The 15,600-nt window shown below is 56.7% G+C and carries 13 protein-coding genes; 5 read left to right on the top strand and 8 right to left on the bottom strand.

Annotated features, from left to right (window positions below):
• Positions 1 to 33 precede the first annotated feature (33 nt).
• The 5 genes from fghA (at position 34) to MARLIPOL_RS14900 (ending at position 6,385) form a co-directional block, all read left to right on the top strand.
• On the top strand, positions 34 to 870 hold the full coding sequence (gene fghA / locus MARLIPOL_RS14920; RefSeq protein WP_012139078.1) for an S-formylglutathione hydrolase: 837 nt from the start codon (positions 34 to 36) through the stop codon (positions 868 to 870).
• Between the two features lie 130 nt (positions 871 to 1,000).
• Positions 1,001 to 1,732, top strand: coding sequence for a hypothetical protein (locus MARLIPOL_RS14915; protein WP_012139077.1), 732 nt, complete (start codon positions 1,001 to 1,003; stop codon positions 1,730 to 1,732).
• Positions 1,733 to 1,738: 6 nt separating this feature from the next.
• Complete coding sequence (locus tag MARLIPOL_RS14910) at positions 1,739 to 2,785, top strand: peptidoglycan -binding protein (RefSeq protein ID WP_012139076.1); 1,047 nt, start codon at positions 1,739 to 1,741, stop codon at positions 2,783 to 2,785.
• Positions 2,786 to 3,045: 260 nt separating this feature from the next.
• Positions 3,046 to 4,140, top strand: coding sequence for an OmpA family protein (locus MARLIPOL_RS14905; protein WP_012139075.1), 1,095 nt, complete (start codon positions 3,046 to 3,048; stop codon positions 4,138 to 4,140).
• 10 nt (positions 4,141 to 4,150) lie between these two features.
• Positions 4,151 to 6,385, top strand: coding sequence for an Ig-like domain-containing protein (locus MARLIPOL_RS14900; RefSeq protein ID WP_012139074.1), 2,235 nt, complete (start codon positions 4,151 to 4,153; stop codon positions 6,383 to 6,385).
• A gap of 81 nt (positions 6,386 to 6,466) precedes the next feature.
• On the opposite strand, the gene MARLIPOL_RS14895 is transcribed toward MARLIPOL_RS14900, so the two are convergent.
• The 8 genes from MARLIPOL_RS14895 to MARLIPOL_RS14860 form a co-directional block, all read right to left on the bottom strand.
• Complete coding sequence (locus MARLIPOL_RS14895) at positions 6,467 to 7,579, bottom strand: S-(hydroxymethyl)glutathione dehydrogenase/class III alcohol dehydrogenase (protein WP_012139072.1); 1,113 nt, start codon at positions 7,577 to 7,579, stop codon at positions 6,467 to 6,469.
• Positions 7,580 to 7,653: 74 nt separating this feature from the next.
• Positions 7,654 to 9,753, bottom strand: a complete 2,100-nt coding sequence (locus tag MARLIPOL_RS14890) for a sensor domain-containing diguanylate cyclase (protein ID WP_012139071.1) — start codon at positions 9,751 to 9,753, stop codon at positions 7,654 to 7,656.
• Positions 9,754 to 9,773: 20 nt separating this feature from the next.
• Entirely contained in the window at positions 9,774 to 11,612 is a 1,839-nt protein-coding gene (locus MARLIPOL_RS14885) for a hypothetical protein (RefSeq protein ID WP_145768795.1), read from the bottom strand.
• A complete protein-coding gene (locus MARLIPOL_RS14880; protein WP_012139069.1) occupies positions 11,599 to 11,868 on the bottom strand; it encodes a hypothetical protein in 270 nt (89 codons plus the stop codon). The genes MARLIPOL_RS14885 and MARLIPOL_RS14880 overlap by 14 nt, the downstream gene beginning before the upstream one ends.
• Positions 11,865 to 12,473 (bottom strand): tetratricopeptide repeat protein, encoded by a 609-nt coding sequence (locus tag MARLIPOL_RS14875; RefSeq protein ID WP_036192039.1) that lies wholly within the window; start codon positions 12,471 to 12,473, stop codon positions 11,865 to 11,867. The genes MARLIPOL_RS14880 and MARLIPOL_RS14875 overlap by 4 nt, the downstream gene beginning before the upstream one ends.
• Before the next feature lie 128 nt (positions 12,474 to 12,601).
• The gene (locus tag MARLIPOL_RS14870) at positions 12,602 to 13,477 is read right to left on the bottom strand and encodes a type II secretion system F family protein (RefSeq protein WP_012139067.1); all 876 of its coding nucleotides are present in this window, start codon (positions 13,475 to 13,477) and stop codon (positions 12,602 to 12,604) included.
• The gene (locus MARLIPOL_RS14865) at positions 13,470 to 14,387 is read right to left on the bottom strand and encodes a type II secretion system F family protein (protein ID WP_012139066.1); all 918 of its coding nucleotides are present in this window, start codon (positions 14,385 to 14,387) and stop codon (positions 13,470 to 13,472) included. The genes MARLIPOL_RS14870 and MARLIPOL_RS14865 overlap by 8 nt, the downstream gene beginning before the upstream one ends.
• On the bottom strand, positions 14,384 to 15,589 hold the full coding sequence (locus MARLIPOL_RS14860) for a CpaF family protein (RefSeq protein ID WP_012139065.1): 1,206 nt from the start codon (positions 15,587 to 15,589) through the stop codon (positions 14,384 to 14,386). The genes MARLIPOL_RS14865 and MARLIPOL_RS14860 overlap by 4 nt, the downstream gene beginning before the upstream one ends.
• Positions 15,590 to 15,600 lie beyond the last annotated feature (11 nt).

Genomic DNA, 15,600 nt, shown 5'->3' with positions numbered 1-15,600 from the left:
TGCCAGGAAGGTGGACCGTCAACGGAGTTGCCAATGACCCTTGAGAACCTGAACAGCAACAAAAGCTTCGGTGGCTGGCACAAGCAGTACAGTCACCCGTCCGACAGCGCTGGCTGCGTGATGCGCTTCGCGATTTACCTGCCACCCCAGGTCGCCAACGGGCAAAAGGTACCGGTGCTTTACTGGCTGTCCGGCCTGACCTGCACCGATGAGAACTTCATGCAGAAAGCCGGTGCCCATCGTGTGGCAGCGGAGTTGGGCATGGCCATCGTGGCGCCGGACACCAGTCCGCGGGGCGAGGACGTTGCTGACAACGAAAGTTACGACCTTGGCCAGGGCGCGGGCTTCTATGTCAACGCCACCGAAAGCCCCTGGGAACGGCACTACCGGATGTACGATTACGTGCTGAATGAATTGCCTGCACTGATTGAGTCCGTTTTCCCGGTCACGGACCAACGCTCAATCGCCGGCCATTCCATGGGCGGTCACGGGGCTCTGGTGCTGGCACTGCGCAATCCCGAACGATACCAGTCAGTCTCGGCGTTCAGTCCGATCAGCAATCCCGTCAATTGCCCCTGGGGCAGGAAAGCCTTTACCGCCTACCTGGGCAGGGACACTGCCCGTTGGGTGGATTACGACGCCAGCGTGCTGATGCGGGAGGCCCGGCAGTTTGTACCGGCTCTAGTCGACCAGGGGGATGCGGATAGCTTCCTGGCGGAACAGCTGCATCCGGAAGCTCTTGAGACTGCTGCGGCCATAAGCGGTTATCCGCTGACGCTGAACCTTCGTGAGGGCTACGACCACAGCTACTACTTCATTGCCAGCTTTATCGAGGAACACCTGCGTTTCCATGGACGTTACCTCGGGTAATTCGCGAAGTTATTAAATGCCAATGAACCATCAACGATCGACTTGATCAGCGATTTCACACTGCATCCGTCACCGCCCGCCAACCTGTGCTATGTTCTTTGATACCCTCCCAAACAGGCAGGCGGTGCATATGAGCAACCCAAAACACACGTTGTTCTGGATGACACTTTTCCTTGCCGTTGTGGTGGTTGTGTGCGCCCTCATCCACGCGCCCCTGACCACAGCGTTCATGGCCAACTGGGTCTTTAACCTGCTGATCGTGTGCGTGTTGATCATCGGTATCGCGCTGACCTACCGGCAGGTCTTCATCCTGTTCCCCGAACTGCGCTGGATTGCCCAGTTCCGCACCGGCAACGCCGGGCTCTCGGTACTGCAGGAGCCGCGGCTGCTCAAGCCACTGGCGAAACAGCTGGGCGATGAATACAAGCGTGATCGCTTCACTCTGTCCACGCTTTCCCTACGCACAGTGCTGGACGGTATCCATTCCCGTATGGACGAGCAGCGGGAAATCACCCGCTACTTCATCAGCCTGCTGATTTTCCTCGGGCTGCTCGGGACCTTCTGGGGCTTGTTGGGCACCATCAACGCCGTGGGCGAGGTGATCACCAACCTCAACATGGATCAGGGCGATTTTGGCGTTGTCTTCGCCGACCTGCAGGCAGGCCTGCAAACGCCGCTGCAGGGCATGGGCACTGCGTTCAGCTCTTCCCTGCTGGGGCTGGGTGGATCCTTAATTCTGGGGTTTATGGATATCCAGGCGGGCCACGCCCAGAACCGCTTTTATGACGGACTGGAAGAATGGCTGACCAGCGTCACCAACCTCGTGGATACCGTGGAAGATCATGGCCAACAAATCGGGTAATGCCTCGTGATTGGTTCCAAGCGCCGCGCCCGCAGCACCATCAATGTCTGGCCGGGTTATGTGGACGCCCTGTCCGCGCTGCTGATGCTCATCATTTTCATGCTGTTGATTTACGTGGTCAGCCAGCTGTACCTGTCCCAGACTCTGTCCGACCGCAACATGGAACTGGCGCGACTGAATGATCGCCTGAATGACATTTCCCGTCTGCTGGGTCTGGAGAAAGACAAGAATACGAGGCTCCAGAGCCAGCTGCAGGCAAGCCTGACCCGTAACGAAGAGATGCAGATGCGTTTCGAGAGCGTGCGGAATCAACTCATGCAGCAGTCAGCCGATGCCCAGGCACAAGCCGAACGGCTGGATGCCCTCAGCCAGGCCGTGGAAGAGCGTGATCGCGCACTGGATGAGAAAGACGAACTCTCCGCCAGCCAGCAGGCCATGATTCTCCGGTTGTCTAACCAGATCGCAGCCCTTGAGTATCAGCTACAGCAGATCAGCGCTGCGCTGAAACTGCAGGAACAACAGACGGCGGAAAAAGAGGCGGAACTGGAAGACGTCAGCCGGCGACTGAATACCCTTCTGGCCGAGCGCGTGAATGAACTTGAGCAATACCAATCGGAGTTCTTTGCCCGGTTACGGAAGATTCTGGAGGAGAACGAAAATATTCGCGTGGTCGGCGACCGTTTCCTGCTGCCATCGGAATTGCTGTTTGCCTCCGGTTCGGCACAACTCGGCGAGGCCGGACAAAACGAACTGGATAAACTGGCAAACGTATTACTGGATGTGGTCAAACGGATACCGGAAGACATTGACTGGATTCTCCGGATCGACGGCCATACCGACGTGATTCCCATCAACACGCCGCAATTCCCATCCAACTGGGAGCTGTCCACTGCTCGTGCCGTGGCGGTCGTTCGCTACCTCGCCGATCAAGGGGTTCCGGAAAGACGCATGGTAGCCGCCGGCTTTGGGGAATTCTTCCCGGTCGCCGAGGGGATTACTCAAGAGGCACTGCGACAAAATCGGCGGATCGAGCTCAAGTTGACCGATCGCTGAACGCCCCACCTCATCACGCCCTCATCTCGCCCAATTGTTAATTAATGTTAAATCAGGCGCTTACAGCCGACAAACTGGTCGAGATGCCCAATATGACTGGCTACACAGCCAATGCTGCTTTATGGGCCACTGGAGTATTTTCCGAACCATTAACAAAAAGAAACGTTCGGAAACATTGCTGGCTAATAACTAAAGCCTACACCCCAAGAACGCACTGAGCGACTGACAATAACCAAAACCGTGAGAGGGATCACACTTCCATGACTCAATTACCTAGGCTCCTTCTAGCTGGATGCATAGCACTCCCCATAACCTGGGCACAGGCTGACACGACGCATTTCCCGCTTTCCTACAGTTTCATCGGCGCAGAAGTCGGCTATGTCGACTCCGGTAACTCGAAAGACAAGTCTTCCAACATTGATAACCTCGCGAACTACCCGGAATACGGGCTCACACTGGGCCATCAGTTCAATCCTAACTTCACCCTGATGGGCGCCTTCAGCTACGGCGATGCTGAAACACGCTCAACGGACATCGACACCGATATTCTGCGAGGCTCTCTCGCTGGGCGCATTCATCCCGGCAAATTCCGACTCGCCGGCTGGCGTCCGTTTGCAGGTCTGGGCTACAGCTACACCGATATTGACGTCGACGGCGCACTGGACTCAAAAACCGAGGACGCCCTGTACCTCGAAGGCGGCTTTCAACGCATGGTGAGTGAACGCATTGTGTTCGAAGCGGGTGCCCGTGCCCGGACGGAACTGGAAGATGGCTATGTGGATGGCCAGGTATTTGCCGGCGTTCAGTTCCTGTTTAACCGTTCGTACCCGCAACCGCCCAAAAACCAGCTTCCTGAGCCCCCCGCGCCCGTTGCGCCGCCTGCTGACTCCGACGGCGATGGCGTTCCCGACCCACGCGATCTGTGCCCCAACACCCCCCAGGGTGCTCTGGTGGACGACGATGGCTGCGCCCAGGAGCTGACCCGCGAGATCAAGGAGACTCTTTACGTAGAGTTCGACCTTGACGGCACGGACGTCAAGCCGGAGTACTTCAATGACATCGGAAAGCTGGCGGAATTAATGACCCAGTACCCGACCAGCCGCATCCTGCTCGAAGGTCACACCGATAGCACAGGCAGCGCCGGCTACAACCAGAACCTGTCCCAGAGCCGTGCTGACTCAGTCATGAAGGTACTGGTTAAGGAGTTCAACATCGGTGCTGAACGCATCTCAACAACGGGAATGGGTGAATCCCAGCCCATTGCCGACAACGCTACCGACGAAGGTCGCGCGAAAAACCGGCGTGTAGAGGCCATCCTCACAGGCAAACACACCGAAATAATGAAAAAACAATAAGGGGCTCAACATGACTAATTTTAAAACGCATCTGGGCATTGGCGTCACGGCCCTCTCTCTTCTGCTCGCCGGCTGCGGCGGTGGCGGCAGCGGTCCAAGCGACCCGCGTATTCCAGCAGAAAACACACCTTCCGATGACGGCGGCAATAACGGCAACGTCGGGGGCGAACAGGAAACCTTCTGCACGTCCGAGAGTACGGTCTTTGAAGTTTCTGAATTCGTGCCTGCGGATGGCGAACAGGGCGTTGCGCTCAACCGCAGTATTCGGGTGACCTTCAACGCCGATGTCGATGCGGCCACTGTCAGCCAGAACTCCCTGCCGCTGACCGTTAATGGCAATGCCACCGTGATAGCTGCCTCCTATAACACGCTGGGCAAGGCCGTTGTCATTAATCCCAATATGGACCTGCTGGCCAATACCGACTATCAGGTAACCGCCACTACGGACCTGCGTGCCCTGTGTGACGAAGAAGGTGACCTGGTCAAGACTCTGACCGGAAACGACTCCGCCGCATTCAAGACAGGCAGTGAATTGGACGGTCAGGGGCCAACGGCTGTTACCTCCTCACCTGAGGACGGCGAAACACTGGCACCGACTGACACCAACATCTATGTCGAATTCGATGAAGAGATTGATCCTCAGTCGGTCAATGCGAACAACTTCACCGTCACGGAAATCGATGGAAACGGCAATCCGGTTGCCACTGTAGAGGGTGTGATCAATCCGGTGGGCAACTCCATCGAGTTTAACCCTGACAGCAATCTGAGCTTCCAGACCACCTACGAGATTGCGGTTGATACGACAATCACCGATCTCGCCGGCAACGGCCTGGAGCAGCCTGCGACCTTTACCTTCCGCACCGGTGGCCTGGTAGTGCTGCTGGATAACACCCTGCTGGGTGACCCGACGACAGCCCAATCCGAGGGTTTTGACAGTGGCATTCTGGTCGAGGGTTTACACACCCTTGGTGGCACCCTGCTGTCCGCCCTGGAGTTTGGTGATTCCGAGGACGGTCTGAACAGTGTCGATAATGCGCTGATCCTGCAGTTTCCGTTGGTGGAAGACCTCCTCACCGCCCTTACGGCTCTGAATGCAAGTGACACACCCAGCCTGGAAGGCACAGACTTCACCGAGTATTCCTCTGCATTGGTAGCCGTATGTGATCCGAAATCAATTTCCACGACGGATCCTTCACCGGATTGCGCACTTGCGCTGGATCTTGGTCTGGATGTAACCCAGTTGCAGAGCCTGGCCGACGCCTTCACCGGCGGCAACCCGGAGCAGATCCCGGCCCTGATTCAGGCCATGGCAGAAACCTTCGCCTCAGGCGACTTCAACAACCTGCCCCAGGAACTGTCCGATGCACTGGGCGGCCAGCTGTTCCCGAGAGACGATGGCCTCGGCGTGGAATTGCGACTGGTGGACGACAGCAGCATTCCGCTGCCAGCCGATGCCGAAAATGCCCTGATGATGGTGCTGGATGCGTTCAACGCGATTCCAGTACTGGGTGAGCTGTTCAACCTGGATGACGGCAGATCGATTGTCGATCTGGGCCTGCTGGAAGGTTCCCTGCTGGGCGTTGACCTGGGTGGACTGGCCTCTGTGGATGTTCTTAGCGGCACACAGACATTCATCGGTGAAGACGGCGCTCTTAACCTCGGCGGCTCCCTGTTCGACCTGTTGCTCGGCATGATTCCTGAGCCAGGCGCGCCAGAGGCTCCAGGTGGTGATCTGCCGCTGTCGCCAGCCGACCTGCCGCTGATTGGTGACCTTCTGAACCTGGAAGATATCTCTCTGGACCCGGCACAGCTTGAGAATCTCGCAGAGTTGCTGATGCCTGGCGAGGGCTTTGAGTTTGATCCTGCAACTCTGCCTCTGGTAGGCGATATTCTGGCAGCCCTGCCGGATGGCTTCGGAGGTGGTGATGATCTGCCCATCATTGCAGATCTGATCCTGCTGCTGGACCCGGCCAACCTGGAAGGTAATCCGCTGACGGATATCCCTGTCCTGGGTGACCTTGTCGAACAACTGCTGGCGTTCAACGGCGGTGGCGATCCGAGCACCTTACCTCTGGTGGGCGAACTGACAACGCTTCTGGATCCGGATAGTGTCTTGGGTGAAGATAGCCCTCTGAGCCCACTGGCCGATCTGCTCAACCCTGATCAGCTGGGCGATGCCACGTTGCTGGAGGATCTCTTGGGACTGCTGGATCCGCTGGATCTACTAGGCTTTCTGACTCCTTAACACCAGCAACCTGACAATCAAAAAACCCGCCAACTGGCGGGTTTTTTGATTGCTGGATTACCAACGCACAGGCATTCCGTCTCAGAAGTGAATCACCGACCGGATACTCTTACCTTCGTGCATCAGCTCAAACGCCTCATTGATATCCTCAAGCGGCATGTTATGGGTGATAAACACATCCAGCGGAATCTCCCCTTTTTCGGCCTTTTCCACATAACCCGGCAATTCCGTACGACCTTTGACGCCACCAAACGCTGAGCCCCTCCAGACCCGGCCGGTGACCAACTGGAACGGGCGGGTACGGATTTCCTCACCTGCACCGGCCACGCCGATGATGATGGACTCACCCCAGCCCTTGTGACAGCACTCCAGGGCTGAACGCATAACATCAACGTTGCCGATGCACTCAAAGGAGTAGTCCACACCACCATCGGTCATTTCAATGATGACTTCCTGGATCGGCTTGTCGTAGTCCTTTGGGTTGACCACGTCGGTGGCACCGAGTTGTCGGGCAATATCGAACTTTCCGGGGTTGATGTCGATAGCAATGATCCGGCTGGCCTTGGCCATGGTCGCGCCGATGATAGCCGCCAGGCCGATACCGCCGAGACCAAAGATGGCGACCGTAGCGCCTTCTTCCACCTTGGCCGTGTTCAGCACCGCACCAATGCCGGTGGTCACACCACAGCCCAGCAGGCAGACTTTATCCAGCGGGGCTTCCTTGGGTATTTTTGCCAGGGAGACTTCCGGCAACACGGTGTATTCGGAGAAGGTGGAACAACCCATATAGTGGTAGATCGGCTCGCCCTTGTAGGAAAACCGGGAAGTACCATCAGGCATTACACCCTTGCCCTGGGTCTCCCGCACGGCACCACACAGGTTCGTCTTGCCGGAGGTGCAGAATTTACACTTGCCGCATTCGGCGGTGTACAGGGGAATCACGTGGTCACCCACTTCCACGGACGTCACACCCTCGCCGACGGCCTCGACGATACCACCACCTTCGTGGCCGAGGATCGCCGGGAAATTACCTTCGGAATCAGCGCCGGACAACGTGTACGCATCGGTATGGCACACGCCGGTGGCGACAATGCGTACGAGTACTTCCCCTTTCTGGGGCGGAGAAACGTCCACCTCTACAATTTCCAGCGGTTTGTTGGGGGCAAATGCCACCGCAGCACGGGATTTAATCACTTTCAGACTCCTTTCGGATACGTTGACAGTTTTGGAGTACTACGCTGTTTACTCAGTGTAGATGACCGTATCCATTAAAAGGACTGTTTCACGCAATTCCGACCGGATTCTTTCGCGCTGTACAACGCCGCATCTGCACGCTGAATAATCTCATGGGGCGTGTCGCCAGGACGGAAGGCTGCAACCCCAACGCTGATGGTGACCGGCTCCGGAATCGAGAAGCGGTGACTTTCAATACTTCCCCGTAAACGATCAGCGACCGGCACCGCACTGTCCAGAGATGTCTCCGGCAGTATAATCAGGAACTCCTCGCCGCCCCAGCGACCCGCAATCTCTGACTCACGAATGCCCTGACCAACCAGCACTGAGACACCGGACAACACCGCATCCCCCTCATTGTGGCCATAACGGTCGTTGATGGATTTGAAGTTATCCAGATCAAAGATAATCACTGAGAACGTGCTGCCATACCGGGTGCAGCGGGCCACCTCCTGATCCATGAAGCTTTCGATCTTGTGGCGATTATAGAGTCCGGTTAATTGATCGTGCACGGCCTGGTAGGTCAGCGAATGGAGTAACTGGTTACGATTCAGAGCGCTGCCGAACAGATTCGCCATCAGCTCCGCTGTCTGGGCTCGCTGAGGTGTCCAGGGATTAACAGCGGAGGTCATCTGTATCCCCAGTATTCCCGACATTCTGTCACCACGATGCACCCTGACCAGCAGCACCGACTGTTGACCTTTCAAGGTCAGCAACTCCTTCAGGAACTCAAGCTGCGGGGGTATCTCCTGTTCCGCCGAGAAGATCACACTTGGCTTGCCCTCAAAGACCTTGTTCAGGCTGGACGGAATAACCGGATACTTTCTGGCAATGTCCGGACACAGCGAACCAAAGCCTTCCCCCGCCCATTCATGACTTACCCACACCTGCTGACTGGCATCTTCAAACTGACACAGAAACACCCGGTCCGCCCGGTAAAAATCCCCCAGGGCCCGACACGTGCTGGTGATGCCTTGGTCGGTTTCTTCCGGGCCAAGGGTGAGCAGATCGGTACTGATTCTCCGAACCATCTGCTCAGAGAGTACCATATGCTCCAACTGGCTTTTCGACAGGTGCCGCTCGATGGCCAGGCTGGTAATCGCAATGGGGTCAGTCAGGGCATCGATGTCATCATCCCCTGGTGTCCAGGGCTCTTTATGGTACACATCAAAGGTACCCAGCAACTCCCCACTACTACCGATAACCGGCTCTGACCAACAGGCTCGTAACCCGGCCCACTCAGCATCGTCGCGATGACGCTCCCACCGATCATCCGTACGCACATCCCGGCTCACGACACGCCCCCGAATAAACACGGCGGTACCACTACTGGCGGCACCAAAAGCCACTGGCAGGTCGTCCATTGCTTCACGGAAGGGTTCCGGCAGTGATCGGCCACCCACCCACCGCAGGCGGGCGCGCTCTCCATCATGAACCATCACCCCGCAGTAGGCTCCGGGCATGCGGGATTCCGCCATGGCTGCAAGATGGTCAAGAGTGACATGCAGGCCATTGTCGTTTGCCATGGAGGTCATGGCTTTATGGCGAAAATGATCGGCTTTCTCAGCGTGTTTGCGTTCAGTGATGTTGACCCCGGTGAACATCAATGCCTGTCCGCTTTTATAGGAGATAATGGAGAGCGAGCTGTCCAGCCAGACCGGGTGGCGACCAGTGGGTTCAAAATACCATTCAAATTTCTGTAGGCCGGAACGGCTGGTTTTGAAAACAGTCTCTTCGAAATCCAGCAGACTGAATGGGGAGGGGGACCACGCGTCCGGCTTTTGCATGACCTCCGCAGTGAGCTGCTCTTCCGTTCGCACACCAAATGCCATCATGGCTGTTTCATTGGCGTAGAGGACCGATTTTGTCGTGGGGTCCAGCAACATCACTGCGATAGCGGACTGATCAAAGAGCGTACGGAGATCACGGTCCGCATTCCGCAAGGAGCGACTGGCGGATCCCATTTCAACACTGAGCCCCTGTCCCCTGCCCCCCAACCGCCTGTAGCGAATCAGGGACACCAGCAATAAAGCCGCCAGCACGGCCGTTATTAATGGCAGAATGCCCGATACGAGATTGTCTGAAGAAAACGTCCAGTAATCCGAAACTGCTGAGCCCACGTCTTTGCCATCCATGCTTGAAGCTGCTTTGTTTACTATTCCACTATAGACACATTTTCAATCAGCTGTGTGGTGTTTTGGTTAGCGTTTACTACGGTCACCGACATATCGCCGGGATTCACGCCCAGAGCTGACAGCAGTGGCGCTACGACACCTTTCACAACATCACTCGTGACGTCTTCCAGCAGAATAGTGATCGGTGTTACCAACGCACTGGCAATACTCAAAACACCCGCACTCAGTCCGCTTTCGCCGCAAGTCAGATCAAGCGACGTAATGTCGACATCCGCGTTGAAATCATCGGCCGAGTTTCCCGAGGCCAGGCTCTGTCTGGCGCAATCACCATCCACACATTCGAGTGGGTAATTATCAATGACCGATGGCAGTGCACTTGCGCCATACAGATCGACGGCCAGGCCGGCATCCACGCACAGTTGCTCGGTATAGGTTCCCAACAGGATGGTGTTGATAGTGAGTTCCAGAATCTCCGCATGCACATCCCCCGGAATCACCGTGCCTGATCCCGGGTCAACGGTGCCTGTCTGCACATCAACAGCCGTCTCAATCAGGTCAAAACCCAGGGACACATCATTGTCATTGCCACCACTGGCGCAGTCACCTGACACAAAACTGCCACGACCACCACCAGCCTGGACAGCCAGGGGTATCTCGATGTTCTCCATCAGATTGAGATCAATCAACCCAAGCGACAGGGTCGATATCAGGCTGTTAACGGTGCTTTCGCTCAACCCGGCCGAGATAACGGCCTCAAGCCTTATATCCGCGGATTGAAACTGGGTTAGCCAGTCGCCTGCGGCATTCTGGCGTGCCGGGCCGTATACCATCTTCGGCGGTTCCGCCACGAAGAGACCAAGATCGACACTCAGATCAGCCAGCTCTCCGATTGAGCTGGTCAGATCCTGCAATAGCGTGGACTCCGAGGTTTGCAGATTCAGAGCCAGAAGGGATCCGCCCTCGCTCAAGACACGGGCACTGTTCATAGCGGTGCTGACCACCAGGTCATAAACCGGGAAACTGGCGTTCGCCGGCACCTCAGCTCCCTCGACTACCGTCAGCACATCGCTCACATACAAACCGCCGACACCCGCCGCATCGGTCAGATCATCCACCAGTCCGCCAACAGGCATCCCAGCCCCCCCGACAAGCCCCGTCACCTCCGTCAACAGGTCAACAAGCGGCTCGTCGACCAGATCCGCCACACTGGCAACCCCCATCTGTTCCAACAGGTCCCCGACATTGACCAGGGTGTTTTCAAGGCTGTTCAGGTCGGTAGGACTGAGGCTATAAGACGGGACACCCAACACCCCGCCGATGAGGTCTCCCAGCAGGCCCCCCTCGACGCTTAAGGCTGATCCGGCCGCGCTGATGGTGGCATTGACTTCCTTCCGCACAGCCGCGGATGTCTCAAGAGTGATGTTGCCAAAGAGACCACCGGGAATCAGCCTTGAAATAGGCTCATCGCGGGTCATGGATACCCGGACACCGTTGCTGCGACTGAGGGCGGATTCCGGAACACTGCGGAATACCAGTTCGGCATTTGCTTCCGTCGATTCCAGTACGCCGGGCAAGACCTGCAGAGCATCCCCGCCCCCCTCGTAGCCAGCGGCCTGAGCTGCGGCCAGTGCCCTGGCGGACATGGTCGACATCGCAATTTCCGGGCCGCCACAAGCCTGGGCTCCGTCGGCAGCGGCACTGGCAGCGGCGTTAACCTGGTTCTGCATTTCGGATTGCAGCGCCAGTAAGCGGGCACCATCAATGGCCAGCACCATCATCAGAACAATCACGGTAATAATCAGCGGGGTAATAAAAATCAGCACCCCACGCTGCTTCCGCACGCCCTTAATCATTTTCACGGGACGACTCTGTCAACTTGTCAGGAATAGCACGCCGGAACGTCTCGGAAATTCGCTCCTGACTATCCACATAAGACTGGACAGACAACTCGCTTTTCTCCGGTGCGCCGCTTCCCGCCTGCCTGTCGAGCCTTTGTCGGGTCTCGGGCACGCTCTCGAAGACAACGACCGAGTTCGACAGACCGTGCTCCGGCCGCTCCTGGCCAAGTACTGATATCGGCGCAAGCAGCAGAAGCCACATCAGTGCTGTTCTCATTTGGACCTCCTGATCCGGGCCGCCAACTTTTCAGCATGGGCGATTTCGTCGTTCGACAAATTGTACTTTTGCCTAAGCATCGCGATGCCGGAACGATCATTGGTGATGAAATAACCTGCCGCCAGGTTCTGACGAACCGCGCCTTCCCCATTAGCCAGTTCAAACGCCGTCCGCAACTCGAAAACCGCATCGTAGTAACCACCGGTCAGCAACAGGGCATAGCCATAATCGTTGCGGATATCCGATGATGACGGAGCCAGTTCCCGGGCTTTTCTCAGTTCACGGGTACCTTCATTCAGTTTTCCCATCTTCAGGTAAACAAGCCCCAGTCCATGGTGCCCCATCGCCGAATCACATTGTGTGGCCAATGCCTGGAACACTTCTTGTGCTTCAGCTACCTGACTGGTTGAAGCCAATAGCTGCCCACGCCTTACCCAGTGCTGCTCAGTTGCAAGGCCTTCACTCTCCAGTTTTGCCAGCGCCGCGTAGGGCTGTGATCGGGACATCTGGGCATCCACAGCGTCAAGCTGAAGCTGATGTTCGGGTTGCAAGGTCGTGGTGCAACTGACCTGGAGTTGCGGCTCATCCACGGTACTTGTGCTCATGGTCGAACAACCGGTAACTGCCAGTGAAATTGCCAGCAGCAGGCTTCCCCGCCCGCTAATACGCTTACATACTCCCATAATGTCTCCTGACAGGTTTTTTACTTTGTCGCTAACCCTGAACGGATACCCTAGCGACTGATCGTTTCCAAAATGGACATCACGGCCGGACCGCCAATCAACAGGAACAATCCGGGCAGCAGGAACACCATCATCACAATCGTCATCTTGGCGCCAATCCGGTTGGTTTCCTCGTTCAGGTTACTGCGTTCTTTTTGTTGCGCTTCCTTGATGATCTGATCCAGACTCGAGGTCACCCCTGCCCCCAGGGTTCCACTCTGCTTCATCAGGTTCACGTAACTGCGCAACACCACAATGCGTCGATTTCTACCCAGTTCATCCAGTGCTGCAGTCCGGTCCGCCCCGCTTTCCATTACCCGGTTGAAACGGTCAAGCCTGCTTGCCAGGTGGGGCATGATGGGCCGTGCCTGAACAGCGGTAAGCCGCAGGGCACGCTCAATAGACAAACCAGCTTCCATCAGCATTCGTGTCATATGGCACAATTCGATGGCTTCAAGGTTCTGTTGTTTTTCGGCGGTGACCCCCATTGTCCGGATCACACGACGAGGCAGCAGAAAGGCCACGGCAGCAATGATGATACCGACAATGGACCCGGCGATAATGAATCCCAACACAATCACAATCAGTGGCAGCAACCAGCACAGAACCATATAGGTCGCCTGACTTTGCTGGCGATTCCGGCCCGTGGTTTCCAATGCGGCTTCCATATCCTCGTAATCACCCTGAATGGAAGACAGGCTGGTAAAGCTTTCCCCCAATTCCGCCAGAAAGCTGGACATTTCCTCGTCATGATTGCCAATTCCGCCCCGGTTTTTCAGGCGATCATGTATCCGGGCTTTAAGGGCCCAACGCGGAGCCATATAGCCGGCCATCCACAACGCAAACAGCGCCGCCGCAGTGGATAACAGGAACCAAGTGTCAACCACGCCCCACCCCCTGGATCATCCGCCAGATCACCACCATACCGAGCACTTGCAGAATCCCTGCGGTCAGCAGCAAAGAATGCCCCGTAGGCGTGTGCAGCAACACATCCGAATACTCTTCATTGACCAGCACCATAAAGGCCGCCAATGCCGGGGGAAGAACAGCAAACGTCACCGCCGTAAAGCGCGTTTCCGCACTGGCTGCAAGGAATTCCCGCCGCATGGCCTGTTGTGTTCTCAGTGACGTGGACACCTGTTCCAGCACTGGACGAATCGACGAGCCGAAACGCGAGGTTGTGCGCAGGGCTATGGCGACCAGAACCATTGCGGGCACCTTGTAAAGATCTGCGAAATCCTCAAACAGTCGGGTATATTCACGACCAGACTCCACGGCATTGCGCAGCCGGAAAACCAGCGGGCTGAATACGGGTGACGACTCATCAAACGCCGTAATCAGAGAGTGCTCCAGGGATCGGCCAGCATCGATATTCCTCAATACCGCATCCACTACACCCGGGAGCTCTTCATGAATGGTCTGGCGCTGCTTCTGAAATCTCATGCGCCACCAGACTCCCAAAGCCGTCACAGTGAAAAACAGTACCACCAGAAAAACCACCACACCCCGGGACACGGCAATAATGGTCAGCACCCCCATCAACACCACCGATAGCATTACCAGGCGCTGAATACTCCAATGGATATCGGCCTGGACCAGCACTCTCTCCAAAGGTCCCAGATCCACTCTGGCACCGCCGAGTCCGGCGGCTTCACCGGCGGGTGTCAATCGCGTCTTGATTGTCTGTGTGATCTGACGGCCGCTTTGCCACTCGCTCCACCCTAGCTGCAACAACAGCAGGAAGACTGCGAGAAGTCCCACCAGCAACGCACCGGTGAACCAGAGCTGGCTAGTCACGTTGGCCCCTCCCCGGTCAGCGGGGCCAGGTCGCCATGCTCTTCACGTTCTGCCCGGTAGAGGGTTTCCATTTTGTAGGGATCGTCCGGTGTGGACTGCATCGCAACGACTTCACTGATAAACCGGCGGCCGCTGGGTAACCTGGCAAGCTGGACGATGACATCCAGCGATGAGCCAATCAAACGGCCAATGGCCCGCTCACCGGCATCATAACCATTCACCGCAAGCAAAGTTTCAATTCGGACCAGCGCATCTTTTGCACTGTTGGAGTGAATCGTACTCATCGAGCCTTCATGACCGGTATTCATGGCCTGAAGCAGTTCGATAATCTCACCGGAACGCACCTCACCAAGAATAATCCGGTCTGGCCGCATACGCAGCGCGTTGATCACCAGGTCCCGGGCAGTGATCTTGCCCGAGCCTTCGGTATTGGCCGGTCGGGTTTCCAGGCGCACGATGTGTGGATGATTCAGCTGGAGTTCCGCCGAATCTTCGATAGTGACAACCCGCTCGTCCCTCGGGATGTATTGGCTCAACAGATTGAGGATAGTGGTTTTACCGGTACCGGTGCCGCCACTGATCAGAATGTTACGGCGCGCCTCGACCAGATTCATCAGGATTTCCAGGCAACGGGACGTCATGGAACCGCTGTTCACCAGATCCTGGGCCGTCAGGTGCTTTTGTGTAAATTTCCGGATACTGATGGACGGACCGTCCAGGGCGATCGGGGGAATAATGGCGTTGACACGGGAGCCGTCCGGCAGGCGGGCATCCACCATGGGGCTGGACTCGTCCAGTCGACGCCCCAGGGGCGCCAGAATGCGGCGAATCACACGGGTAACATGATCATCGTCAATGAAACGGGTCTGCGCCCGCTGCAGCACGCCGGATACTTCAATGAACACATCCCTGGGTCCGTTGACCAGTATGTCATTAACGGTTTCATCCGCGAGTAACGGTTCCAGAGGCCCGAACCCCGCAACTTCATCAAAGGTTTCGCGGGTCAGCAAAGTCAGATCCTGAGCAGACAGCGGCATCCTGTGCTGGGCGACAAAACTCCGCACGTTGTCCTGGATAAAGGCAAACAGGGTCTCACGGCCAGACTTACCGACTTCCATCCCCTCTTCGTCCAGACGCTCCACCAGAAAGTAGTGAACGCGCTTTTTCAGATCCTGATATTCCTGATCAATCCGGGTGGCCATTCCGCGCTCTC

Source organism: Marinobacter lipolyticus SM19, assembly GCF_000397065.2.
GTDB classification, from domain to species: Bacteria; Pseudomonadota; Gammaproteobacteria; order Pseudomonadales; family Oleiphilaceae; genus Marinobacter; species Marinobacter lipolyticus.
Note: the sequence above shows the minus strand (reverse complement) of the source record. Positions and strands in the feature narration are given on the sequence as shown.